Below are 12,798 nucleotides of genomic sequence, written 5' to 3'. Positions count from 1 at the left end.
CTTGAAGAAAGAGAGAGGGAATAAAATGAATATAGTGCACTTACGTCCTAAACAGCGGTCTAAGTATCGCATTATGCTAGGGAAGTGGTATTACTCTACAAAGAGGTACATTCAGTGGTTGGCAGATGGAAAAACATATGCAAAAAGGTTCCAACAAGAAAAGCTACCTTGTACAGCAATTCAGCACCGAACGATATTACTTCGTAAGCTCAAAGATGTAGATATGTGGTATCAACAGAATAAGGTTGTTAATTTGAAAATTGCTGTTAAAAAACTAAATGGTATCGTCATTAGACCGGGAGAAACATTTTCTTACTGGCGTTTAATAGGTAAGCCAACGAGGAAAAAAGGGTATGTAGAAGGTATGGTATTACATTACGGATCTTTTCAAACAGGTATTGGAGGAGGTCTTTGTCAGCTTTCGAATTTAATATATTGGATGACTTTACATACACCACTGACAGTAACAGAACGATATCGTCATAGCTTTGATGTCTTTCCTGACTCTAGGCGCACTCAACCGTTTGGGAGTGGGGCGACTTGTTCCTATAACTATTTGGATTTACAAATTAAAAATGAAACGGACCAACTGTATCAACTTCACCTTTATATGACAGATGAACATTTAGTTGGTGAATGGAGAACAGTCTATCCGCAACTTTATCAATATGAAGTGTATGAGAAAGAACACTCAATTCAACCTGCATACTGGGGCGGTTATATACGACATAATGTGATTCAACGTAAAGTATATAATCAACAGAAACAGTTAATAGAAGATCAATATGTAACAGAGAATCACGCTATAATGATGTACGAACCACTATTAGCTTGTAATAATGAGAATAGTGAGTAATATGGTAATCCATAGATTAAATAGTATAGAAAATATTTAATTCTTATTTTTATTAAAAAAGTATGAATCCCAGATTTACTGGATTTTGATTGTAACTAAGAACATATAAAAGTTCACTGTTATTTATAGGAGAGTCTGTTTGTTTTTATATCTTATGTATTTCACCCTGCATAAAAAAATATTTCTCAACATTTTATTTGTTGAAAAAGATTGAATATTCGTATTATAACGAATATTATGTTGTTATCGGCAAAAAACGATAATTTGCAGACACTGGGGAGGAAATACATTGAAAAAGAAAAAGAAATTAAAACCATTAGCGGTATTAACAACAGCAGCAGTACTAAGTAGTACGTTTGCTTTTGGAGGTCACGCAGCGTATGCTGAGACACCAACATCATCTCTACCAATAGATGAGCACTTAATACCGGAGGAGCGTTTGGCTGAAGCGCTAAAACAACGGGGGGTAATTGATCAATCTGCATCACAAGCTGAGACTTCAAAGGCTGTCGAAAAATATGTTGAGAAAAAGAAAGGGGAAAACCCTGGGAAAGAAATCTTAACAGGAGATAGTCTTACGCAAGAAGCCTCTGACTTTATGAAAAAAGTAAAAGATGCAAAAATGAGGGAAAATGAACAGGCGCAGCAGCCTGAAGTAGGCCCAGTAGCTGGACAAGGTGCAGCATTGAATCCTGGGAAATTAAATGGAAAAGTACCTACTACATCAGCGAAGCAAGAAGAATACAATGGAGCTGTTCGAAAAGATAAAGTACTTGTTTTACTTGTAGAATTTAGCGATTTTAAGCATAACAATATTGATCAAGAGCCAGGATACATGTATTCTAAGGACTTTAATCGTGAACATTATCAAAAAATGTTATTTGGTGATGAACCATTTACTTTATTTGATGGATCGAAAATTAACACATTTAAGCAATATTATGAAGAACAATCTGGTGGTAGCTATACAGTTGATGGGACTGTAACAGAATGGCTTACTGTTCCAGGAAAAGCATCAGATTATGGTGCTGATGCGGGTACTGGGCATGATAACAAGGGGCCTTTAGGACCAAAAGATTTTGTGAAAGAAGCATTAAAAGCAGCGGTAGCAAAAGGAATCAATTTAGCAGACTATGACCAATTTGATCAATACGATCAAGATGGTGATGGAAATAAAAATGAGCCAGATGGCATTATTGATCATTTAATGGTTGTACATGCTGGCGTTGGTCAAGAAGCTGGCGGCGGTAAATTGAAAGATGATGCGATTTGGTCACATCGTTCAAAACTAGGTTCAAAACCATATGCAATTGATGGCACGAAATCTTCTGTTTCGAACTGGGGCGGAAAGATGGCTGCATATGATTATACAATCGAGCCTGAAGACGGGGCAGTTGGTGTGTTTGCACATGAGTATGGCCATGATTTAGGCTTACCAGATGAATATGATACAAAGTACTCAGGACAAGGTGAACCTGTTGAGTCATGGTCTATTATGAGTGGTGGTAGCTGGGCTGGAAAAATTGCAGGAACAGAGCCAACGAGTTTCTCACCACAAAATAAAGAGTTTTTCCAAAAGAATATGAAGGGGAACTGGGCGAATATCCTTGAAGTAGATTATGACAAACTTAGCAAAGGAATCGGTGTTGCGACATATGTAGATCAAAGTACTACAAAATCTAAACGACCTGGAATCGTTCGTGTTAACTTGCCGGACAAAGATATAAAAAATATCGAATCAGCGTTTGGTAAGAAGTTCTATTACAGTACAAAAGGAAATGACATTCATACAACACTTGAGACACCAGTATTTGACTTAACAAATGCAAAGGATGCTAAGTTCGATTATAAGGCATTTTACGAACTTGAAGCGAAGTATGATTTCCTTGACGTATATGCGATTGCAGAAGATGGAACGAAGACACGCATTGATAGAATGGGCGAAAAAGATGTAAAAGGCGGCGCGGATACAACTGATGGTAAGTGGGTTGATAAATCATACGATTTAAGCCAATTCAAAGGAAAAAAAGTAAAACTGCAATTTGAGTACTTAACAGATATTGCAGTAGCTTATAAAGGGTTTGCGTTAGATAACGCAGCATTAACTGTAGATGGAAAAGTTGTTTTCTCTGATGATGCAGAAGGTCAGCCAGCAATGACGTTAAAAGGCTTTACTGTGTCTAACGGATTTGAACAGAAAAAACATAATTACTATGTAGAGTGGAGAAATTACGCTGGTTCTGACACTGCGTTACAACATGCACGTGGCCCAGTATTTAATACAGGAATGGTTGTATGGTATGCGGATCAAAGCTTTACAGATAACTGGGTAGGCGTTCATCCAGGTGAAGGGTTCTTAGGAGTAGTAGATTCTCATCCAGAGGCAATTGTAGGGACATTAAACGGACAACCTACTGTGAAGAGCAGTACGCGTTACCAAATTGCCGATGCGGCATTCTCATTTGATCAAACACCAGCATGGAAAGTAAATTCACCAACTCGCGGTATCTTCGATTATAAAGGATTACCAGGAGTGGCAAAATTTGATGATTCTAAGCAATACATCAACAGCATTATTCCTGATGCAGGACGTAAGTTACCGAAACTAGGACTGAAGTTTGAAGTGGTAGGCCAAGCTGAAGACAAGTCTGCAGGTGCAGTGTGGCTTCATCGATAAAATAAGGTAAAACGAAGAGGAGCTGCGATAAGTCGGTGAAACTGACTTATCGCAGCTTTTTTCTTCTTGTGAAAAAACTTGCTGTTTTTTTTATGTACTTATTGGAAAATTTCGAAGTTTCTTTTATAAATAAAATACTCCGCCTGTCCAATTATAGAAGCTATTTTGGGCGTAAGTAATTTGTAAGTAATGAGTAAGAAAAAAGAGATTTTCATAGTATATAATATTTATTATAGCTACTTTTAACACCTGATACTAATAGTGTGCTATAATATGAATTAGCAACAAAAAGGAAAGGAATTAGAACAATGACCTTAGAAAATACTAAAAATTTAAAAAAACAAGTTGCTCCTTTTGAAAAATCAACGATTAAAAAAAGTGTTTGGCAACTGATCAACACAATCGTGCCATTTATTATTTTATGGTACCTTGCTTATAAAAGTTTGTCAGTTTCTTATTGGTTAACATTAGTTCCAGCACTGTTAGCCGCTGGATTTATGACAAGAATTTTCATTATTTTTCATGATTGCACCCATTATTCGTTCTTTAAAAGTCGACGTGCAAATAGAATAGTTGGAACGTGTATGGGTGTTTTAACATTATTCCCATTTGATCAGTGGGGGCATGAACATTCTATTCACCACGCTACAAGTGGTAATTTGGATAAGAGGGGTACAGGGGATATTTGGACGCTTACAGTTGATGAATATGTAGCTGCACCATTTAGACTTCGTTTAGCATATCGCTTATATCGCAATCCATTCGTTATGTTTGGATTAGGTCCGATTTATGTTTTCTTGCTTAAAAATAGATTTAACCGAAAAGGTGCAAGGCAGAAAGAACGTATGAATACTTATTTGACGAATATTATAATTGTTGCTGTAGTAGCTATACTTTGCTGGGCAATTGGGTGGAAATCGTTTCTGTTAGTACATGGTACTATATTCTTAATAGCAGGTTCAGTAGGGATTTGGCTGTTTTACGTACAGCACACATTTGAGGATTCTTATTTTGAAGAGGATAAAGATTGGGAATATGTGAAAGCGGCAGTGGAAGGAAGTTCTTTTTATAAGCTTCCTAAAATTTTGCAATTCTTAACTGGTAATATTGGATTCCATCATGTTCACCATTTAAGCCCAAGGGTACCTAACTATAAACTAGAAGAGGCACACAATAATACGCTTCCGTTAAAAAATGTACCAACGATTACGCTTGCTACAAGCTTACAATCACTACGTTTCCGTCTTTGGGATGAGAAAAGTAACAATTTTGTTAGCTTTAAAGATGTCAAAAATATAATTAAAAATAATGTTTCTGTTCGAGTGAAATCTGAACTATAATTGCATCGTATATAAAACTCCCCTTAATCATTTTCGATTTAAGGGGAGTTTGTGTTTAAAGAGTAGATGCCAGATAAGAGGAAAATTTACATAATTCAAATTGTAATTGAAGCAGATTAGGAATTGCTCGTACGTAAGTACAAATATAAGATGACAGTAAATGCATTATGTTAACAAATTCATAGTAAAAGGGGGGATCGTGCAACATTATATCCAAAAATAAGAAAAGACTTGAACGAAAATTCCATTCATTTTTCTTGGTGTTCCGCATTCCATACACTTAAATAGGACGCATATTCTAATTCATCTGGATTCTCATGTAACATAGAAATGAATTCTAATTTGTTTCCATCACAATCTAGAAAGTATACACTTGCAGCAGGCATCCACCTTTGGACAATTGGCTCTTGATTTCCTTTTCCTTGACTTCCTATCACTGCTATTCCACGTTCCTCTAACCACGCTTTAGAAGTCATTAAAAACTCTAAATTTACACCAAAAGCAAAATGTCTCGGCTCAAAGTCTTCAATGTTATGTACTTCCCATAGTCCAAGCATTTGTTGTTTATTTTCTCCGACCCAAAAGAAAGCCACTCTTCTTTTGGAGAGTTTTCTTGCTAACGTTAATCCTAGCTTGTTTTGATAGAAATTTATTGCCTTCTCTAAATTTCTTACATGTAAATGAGTTTCGTATATGTTCTGTATTATTATGATCATTCCTTTCTTTATTGGTAACTACCAATTGAATAGTGAATATAATTCTAAAGTTGAAATATGTATAAGCCTAGTAATGTACATCTATATCCGATATACCTATTTACTATTATATTGAAATTGGAATGTGATAAATCCCACTGAGGTAGTAAGTGTTTAAATGAACACTCTACTACTTTTGTAGGAAAGGGGATATATTCATTAAATTCAGATGAAATCATATTAAAATAATGAAAAAAGACCACACATGAAGTGAAACGCCATGTGTGGTCTTTTATGTATAGTCAAATATTACGAAGTCTCGCTAATTTTAGTTTCACTATGAGTGTTAGTAGAATTTCTTTTCTTAACTTTAAAGTGATAGTAAGTGTAGCAAAAGATGATAAATGGGACAGTGCAATAGATTCCAAGTCGTTGTTCTGGGATAAAAATAAGACTGATTAATATAATGCCATACAATCCAAAACCAAGAATTGGTACGAGTGGATAAAGTGGCGTTTTAAATTTTAAGTCTTCTAATTTTCCGCCGTCTGCTAAATAATGTTTGCGGAAAAAGAATTGAGAAACACAAATTGACATCCAAACAATAATGGTAATGACTCCGGAAATTGAAATGAGCCACAAGTAAACAGTTTCAGCAGCTACTACACTTGTCAAAAGAGAAAAAGCAGAAATAGCTATTGTCATGATTAAAGCGTTGAGAGGAATCCCACGTGATGATAATTTCTTTAAAAATGCTGGAGCCATTTCGTTTTTTGATAAAGACCAAAGCATTCGAGTAGCAGCGTATAGTCCTGAGTTTGCGACAGAAAGAACAGCAGTAAGAATAACAAAGTTCATAATATCAGCTGCATATGGAATACCGATATTATCAAAAACAGCAACGAATGGACTCTTTGTTAATCCAGCTTCTTCCCAAGGAATTAAAGCAACAAGAACAAAGATTGCTAAGACGAAGAAAAACATTGTGCGCCATATAATATTTCTAATAGAACGAGGTAAAGTTTTTGCTGGATCTTCACTTTCACCTGCTGCGATTCCGACAAGCTCTGTACCTTGGAAGGAATAATTGACTGTAACCATTGTTAATAGAATAGCTGCAAGTCCATTCGGAAATAAACCACCATGATTTACGAAATTTGAAAGAAGTGGAGCTGGTTCATCGCCTTTTAAATCAATAAAACCGAACATAGCGGCGCCACCAAGAATTATAAAAGCTATAATGGCAGATACTTTTATACTTGAAAACCAAAATTCTGTTTCTGCATAACTACGAGCAGATAATGCGTTAATAGTGAAGATGGTAACGCCAAATATTAAACACCAAACCCAAACAGGAATATCAGGAAACCAGCGCTGCATTGTAATACCGGCAGTTGTAAATTCAAGACCGGTCGTATTCGCCCAGCTTAACCAATACAACCATCCGATTGTAAAGCCAGTTGCAGGATTGATGAATTTAGTAGCATATTCCTGAAAAGAACCTGAAACAGGCATGGCTACAGCAAGTTCACCAAGACATAGCATAACGAAATACATTAATAATCCACCAGCAATAAAGGCAAGTACGGATCCACCAGGTCCAGCTTGACTTATAATAAAGCCAGATCCGTTAAATAACCCGGTTCCAATCACACCACCGAGTGCAATCATGAATAAGTGTCTACTTTTCATCGTACGTTTTAATTCATTGTTTGTATTGCTTACTTGCGCCATTGTTTTCCTCACTTTCGTAGTTGATAGAATAATGTTTGATGTTTTTCCGTATTATGGAATGTATTCCGTGATGTGAAATCTTGTTATAATTTTCAGATAATTAAAAAGAAAAGTCAATATTTTTTTGTTTGCGTTTTCAATTCGTTGTTAGTGATATGTTTTTATTGTTAGAAAATTAAATAAATAGATTGATTTCATTTCGAATGTTTGCTAAATTGATAGTTAATTAAGCGTACTAACATATTACGAGTAAAGTTGAGGCGAGTTATGGTACAGTCCATTGATCGAGCGATAAGTATTATTAAATTATTGAATTCTACAAATGAAAAAGAGTATTGGGCTATTTCTGATATAGCTGATGGAACACATCTCCCGGTTAGTACAGTACATAGATTACTTAACTCTCTAATGGAGCATGGGTTAGTTACACAAATTACAGAGACAAAACAGTACAAAATTGGACCAATGTGGATGGAAATAGGGTTGCGTCAATTGGAGAAGGTAGACTATAGATCTGTTGCAAGAGAAGTGATGAAACGTTTGGCTTCTGAAGTGGAAGAAAGTGTCTATTTGAATATTCCAAACGGAACACATTCTATTATCATTGAAAGAATTGATAGTCCTTTAAAAATTCGAGTTATCGATAATCTAGGAGAACAAATTCCACTTTCAATTGGTGCTGCAAATAAAACGATGCTTGCCAATATGAAAACGAATGAAATGGAACATATTGTAGAGTATTTACTTCCTTCATTACCAGAACAAAAGCAAATTCTTCTTAATCAAATAAAGCAAATAAAAAATGAAGGATATGCTGTCAGTTATGGTGAAAAAACAGAAGGGACAGCTTCAGTAGCTGCACCTATTATCGGATTTAATCATAAAGTAGTAGGAGCATTAAGTGTTGGGTTAATTAGTCATCGTATTAATGATGATCGACTATCTTTTCTTATTAGCAAGGTAAAACAAGCGGCTCATGAAATATCAATAAAAATCGGCAGTACATCAGAACTATAATTTTGATAGCTGTCGTCATTTTTTATTCATATAATGGAATTAGTTTTCATAATGCGGAAAATAGGGGGATTTATATGTCAAAGTGGCAATCAAAAGAACAATTGGTTCAATTATTAAGCAGTCTTGTTGAAATTCCTAGTATTACCGGTTCAGAAGCTGAAGTAATATTGCCAGACTTTGTTGTGGAACAATTATCTGACTTACAGTATTTCAAACAAAACCCGCACCATTTGCAAAAAAATCCGACAGGGGACGGACGATATTTTGTTACAGCACTAGTAAAAAAAAGCGATAGTACAAAAAATACTGTAATTCTAGTAAGTCACTTTGATGTTGTAGATGTACAAGATTACGGAATGTGGAAAGAAGATGCATTTAATCCTAAAAAGTTAACATCTATGTTTTATTCTCATAAAGATGAACTTCCAGACCATGTACGTGAAGATATAGAACATGGAGAATGGCTGTTTGGTAGAGGAACAATGGATATGAAATGCGGCCTCGCATTACAAATGGCAATGATTGAGCAAGCTTGCGAAGAAAGATTTGATGGGAATGTTCTTTTATTGGCTGTACCAGATGAAGAAGTAAATTCTGTAGGGATGAGGGCCGCTGTTCCGAGACTGTTAGATTTAGCAAGAGAGCATAACTTAGATTATAAAACGGTCTTAAACTCAGAGCCTATGTTTTCAAGACATCCTGGTGACCAAAATAAGTATATTTACACTGGCTCTATTGGTAAAGTGTTACCTGGTTTTCTTTGCTACGGAAAAGAGACACATGTAGGTGAACCTTTTGCAGGGTTAAATGGGAGTTATATGGCTTCATTAATAACAGCAGAATTAGAGTTAAACACAGACCTTTGTGATATTGTAGAAGGGGAAGCGAGTCCTCCGCCAACTAACTTACTTCAAAGGGACTTAAAAGAGGATTATTCTGTACAAATTCCGCATCGTGCAGTTACATTATTTAATTTGTTTTTATTAGAAAAATCAATGACAGATGTAGTTTCATTGTTACGTCAAAAAGTAACGAAAGTAGCAGAGAAAATAGAAGAGTCGTATGAAAAACATGCATATCGTTTTTCTAAATATAATCCATTTATACCACCTAATCTTAAAGTAAATGTATTAACGTATGAAGAGCTTATCACATATGCAATTGAGCAACATGGACAAGAAAAAATAAATCATATTCAATCTAATATTATAAAAAATAGAGAAGATAAAGATGATCGTGCGGTAACGATTGATTTAGTAGATAAATTAGCGATTTTATGTAAAGAAAAGGCACCGATGATTGTACTTTTCTTCGCTCCGCCGTACTATCCAGCTGTGAGTTCGCGCAACAATCCTTTAATAAAAGAGGTAGTTGTAGAAATGGAAAAGTATGCACTCTACAATCATAAAATTACATTTGAAAACCAAAATTATTTTGGAGGGATTTCAGATTTAAGTTATGTAGGCTTGCAGTATCCACTGGATTCAATGAGTTCGCTTGTAGACAATATGCCATTATGGGATAAAGGTTATTCAATTCCGCTTCAGGAATTAGAAGAGTTTGATGTTCCAGTATTAAATATGGGGCCGGTAGGAAAAGATGCACATCAATGGACAGAACGTCTAGATGTAAACTACGCATTTGAAACGCTATTAGATATGTTACCGAAATGCATTGAAAAATTACTTGTTTCTAATAAAATTACACAAGTATAGTAGGGAAGGGAAAAGTGAAATTATTTTAATATAATTAACAGCTAAAACGGCTAAACTCAAGTAAATTCGAGTTTGGCCGTTTATCATGTAGTGCATTTTTAATGAAATTCATAACTAATGTGATTTCTTTTATAGTTTTACTTTTTCGTTTGACCAGATAGTTCGACAGACTTTTGCGTACAACGCTGCATAGCTGAAATAATCGCTGTTCTCAGTCCTTTTTCCTCTAATGTTGCTACAGCTTCTATTGTCGTTCCGCCAGGAGAACAAACCATATCTTTCAATTCACCTGGATGTATTCCTGTTTCTAGTACCATTTTTGCAGAGCCTAACACAGCTTGAGCAGCGAATTTATATGCTTGATTTCTTGGCATACCATCTAGTACAGCAGCATCTGCCATCGCTTCTATAATCATATATACATAAGCTGGTGAAGAACCACTTACGGATGTGACAACATCCATTAATTTTTCACTTACGATCTCTGTTTGACCAAAACTATTGAAAATGTTTAGTACATCTTCTAAATCTTTTTCTGTCACCATTTCATTCGGGCATAATGCAGACATTCCTTCTCCAACAAGAGCAGGAGTATTAGGCATTACCCTTACAACCTTTACTTTTTTATTAAAGGCATTTTCAGTACTTTCAATACTTTTCCCAGCAGCGATCGTAATGATGATAGCATCGTTTTTGATTACTTCTTTTATTTCATTAATTATTGATGCGTATAGGTCTGGTTTGATTGATAAAATTAAAATATCAGCATTTTTAGCTACTTCATTGTTGTCGGTAGTTGTAGTTAGCCCATATTTTTCACTAGCATTTTTTAAATTAGCAGTGTTTAAATCTGAACAAATAATTTGATTTGAAGACACTATATTTTTGTTTATCATTCCGCCAATCATAGCCATTCCCATATTTCCGCAACCGATGAATCCAATTTGTTTATCCATAATAACTCAATTTTGCTCCTTTTATAATCAATTATATCGGTTTGATATTATTTTCTTAGAATAAGAATAACATCCCTGTGCAATATAAAGAAACATTCTAAGAGAATATATTCCTTTTTGCAACACTAAAAGATAAAAAATAATTATATTCGACATTATGTAAATATATACACTATAATGTAAGGTTTTATGTTTATGAATATGAGTTAAACTTATATCATTTTGTATTTTCATTCAGTAGGGAGATAATTTCATACAAATAACTTGCGGCTCTATTTATTTTTAAAAATACCTCTTGACACCGAATCGAACTATATCGCATAATATAAAAAAATTAGATTGAAAATCGTTGAAGGGAACTAGTACATATGTCTTCTTGCGAAAGAGAGTGGAATTCACCGGCTGAAAGATTCCTCGTATAGAATATATCGAACCTATCCCTGAGTCTTAAATGAAAGTTTAGGCGTTCGCCTGCGTTATAGGCACCAAGTGGATATCTATGTATATCAATTAAGGTGGTACCGCGGAACAATGACCGTTTCGTCCTTTTTATTTTATTAAGGGCGAAGCGGTCATTTTTATTTTGCTCTTAAATACTTCATTGCAGCATTGATGAGAATAGATATAGTTACAAAGTGAATGAAGTGTAATTTATAAAAAACTTTGATTTTAGATTTGGGGGATAAAAAAGTGAAAAAACAACGAGTTGTTGTAAAGATTGGGAGTAGTTCCTTGGCAGATAGTCACGGAGGCATCTCTACAGAACAGCTTTCAGATCACGTTGCCGCATTGGCTCGGTTGAAAGAAGATGGGCACGAGGTTGTGTTAATTACATCTGGAGCCGTCGCTGCAGGTTTTTCAGCGCTAGGATATCCTAGCAGACCTGTAACGATTAAAGGGAAACAGGCTGCAGCAGCTGTCGGACAAAGTTTGTTAATGCAGGCGTACACGGAGGAATTCCGTAAATATGGCATCGTTACTGCGCAACTTTTGCTGACGAGAAGTGATTTTTCTAGAAAAGAACAATATAGTAATGCTTACGCTACGTTAGGAGAATTATTAAACCGCTCCGCTCTTCCAATTATTAATGAAAATGATTCCATCTCTTTAGAGGAGCTGACGTTCGGTGATAATGATATGCTGTCAGCTTTAGTAAGCGGGCTTGTTTCGGCGGATATGCTTATGATCTTTACGGATGTGAACGGGTTATATGACAAAAATCCTCAGAAAAATGCGGATGCAAAAAAATATTATTTTCTTCCTGAAGTTACGGAAGAAATTTCTTCTCTTGCAGGAGATGCTGGCTCAAAACTTGGGACTGGCGGTATGAAATCAAAAATCGATGCTGCAAAGACAGCGCTCTCTCTTGGTGTGAGTGTATTTATCGGAACAGGACGTGGACAGGAAAAGTTTGTAGATGTTTTGAAGGGTAAGGGTGATGGAACGTATGTTGGTAATGCTCCTCAAAAAGAAATAAAGATGAACAAGCAATGGATTGCCTTACATTCGCTTGTTAGCGGACAAATTGAAGTAGATGCTGGGGCAGCTACTGCCATCATTCAGCATGGTAAGAGTTTACTTCCAGCTGGTGTTACGAATGTATCAGGATTTTTCCAAGTGGGTGAAGTTGTAGAGGTTGTAACGCAACAAGGGCGCGTAATAGGAAAAGGACAATGCACATATAGTGCAGAGGAACTAATAGATGTAAAAGGTATGCAAAGCCAAGATATTCAAGTAAGAGGCGAGAGACATAGTTATGAAGTCATCCATAGGGATCATTGGGTTTCACTTTAAAAAGGAGGAAATAA

At 35.5% G+C, this 12,798-nt stretch carries 9 protein-coding genes and 1 other annotated feature; of the genes, 6 read left to right on the top strand and 3 right to left on the bottom strand.

What is annotated here, in order from left to right; all coding sequences use genetic code 11:
• Positions 1-25 precede the first annotated feature (25 nt).
• From NST27_RS14415 to NST27_RS14405, 3 genes are all read left to right on the top strand, one after another.
• Positions 26-856 (top strand): VanW family protein, encoded by an 831-nt coding sequence (locus NST27_RS14415; protein WP_009327106.1) that lies wholly within the window; start codon positions 26-28, stop codon positions 854-856.
• Between the two features lie 289 nt (positions 857-1,145).
• Positions 1,146-3,533, top strand: a complete 2,388-nt coding sequence (locus NST27_RS14410) for an immune inhibitor A domain-containing protein (protein WP_000727450.1) — start codon at positions 1,146-1,148, stop codon at positions 3,531-3,533.
• A gap of 308 nt (positions 3,534-3,841) precedes the next feature.
• On the top strand, positions 3,842-4,873 hold the full coding sequence (locus NST27_RS14405; protein WP_000171503.1) for a fatty acid desaturase: 1,032 nt from the start codon (positions 3,842-3,844) through the stop codon (positions 4,871-4,873).
• A gap of 248 nt (positions 4,874-5,121) precedes the next feature.
• Here the strand turns inward: NST27_RS14405 and NST27_RS14400 are convergent, their stop codons facing one another.
• Together NST27_RS14400 and NST27_RS14395 are read right to left on the bottom strand one after the other, a co-directional pair.
• A complete protein-coding gene (locus tag NST27_RS14400; protein WP_025687456.1) occupies positions 5,122-5,580 on the bottom strand; it encodes a VOC family protein in 459 nt (152 codons plus the stop codon).
• 297 nt (positions 5,581-5,877) lie between these two features.
• Positions 5,878-7,302: an amino acid permease gene (locus tag NST27_RS14395; RefSeq protein WP_000079991.1), complete on the bottom strand. Its 1,425-nt coding sequence runs from the start codon at positions 7,300-7,302 to the stop codon at positions 5,878-5,880.
• Positions 7,303-7,569: 267 nt separating this feature from the next.
• Between NST27_RS14395 and NST27_RS14390 the strand changes: the two genes are divergently transcribed.
• Both NST27_RS14390 and NST27_RS14385 read left to right on the top strand, forming a co-directional pair.
• On the top strand, positions 7,570-8,319 hold the full coding sequence (locus NST27_RS14390) for an IclR family transcriptional regulator (RefSeq protein WP_000250758.1): 750 nt from the start codon (positions 7,570-7,572) through the stop codon (positions 8,317-8,319).
• A gap of 74 nt (positions 8,320-8,393) precedes the next feature.
• Entirely contained in the window at positions 8,394-10,034 is a 1,641-nt protein-coding gene (locus tag NST27_RS14385) for a M20/M25/M40 family metallo-hydrolase (protein WP_000049570.1), read from the top strand.
• Positions 10,035-10,171: 137 nt separating this feature from the next.
• On the opposite strand, the gene proC is transcribed toward NST27_RS14385, so the two are convergent.
• A complete protein-coding gene (proC, locus tag NST27_RS14380) occupies positions 10,172-10,990 on the bottom strand; it encodes a pyrroline-5-carboxylate reductase (protein WP_000360724.1) in 819 nt (272 codons plus the stop codon).
• Between the two features lie 340 nt (positions 10,991-11,330).
• Positions 11,331-11,541 (top strand) — a binding site (T-box leader).
• Between the two features lie 139 nt (positions 11,542-11,680).
• Between proC and proB the strand changes: the two genes are divergently transcribed.
• Positions 11,681-12,784, top strand: coding sequence for a glutamate 5-kinase (gene proB, locus NST27_RS14375; protein WP_000744801.1), 1,104 nt, complete (start codon positions 11,681-11,683; stop codon positions 12,782-12,784).
• Positions 12,785-12,798 lie beyond the last annotated feature (14 nt).

This window comes from Bacillus sp. FSL W8-0770 (genome assembly GCF_038008705.1).
Classification (GTDB): domain Bacteria; phylum Bacillota; class Bacilli; order Bacillales; family Bacillaceae_G; genus Bacillus_A; species Bacillus_A cereus.
The sequence above is the reverse complement of the archived record's forward strand: the minus strand, read 5'-3'. Positions and strand labels throughout refer to the sequence as shown.

Coding starts and splice junctions, on each gene's coding strand:
- NST27_RS14385 (WP_000049570.1), top strand. CDS start 8,394: ATGTCAAAGTGGCAATCAAAAGAACAATTGGTTCAATTATTAAGCAGT.
- NST27_RS14390 (WP_000250758.1), top strand. CDS start 7,570: ATGGTACAGTCCATTGATCGAGCGATAAGTATTATTAAATTATTGAAT.
- proC (WP_000360724.1), bottom strand. CDS start 10,990: ATGGATAAACAAATTGGATTCATCGGTTGCGGAAATATGGGAATGGCT.
- NST27_RS14405 (WP_000171503.1), top strand. CDS start 3,842: ATGACCTTAGAAAATACTAAAAATTTAAAAAAACAAGTTGCTCCTTTT.
- NST27_RS14415 (WP_009327106.1), top strand. CDS start 26: ATGAATATAGTGCACTTACGTCCTAAACAGCGGTCTAAGTATCGCATT.
- NST27_RS14395 (WP_000079991.1), bottom strand. CDS start 7,302: ATGGCGCAAGTAAGCAATACAAACAATGAATTAAAACGTACGATGAAA.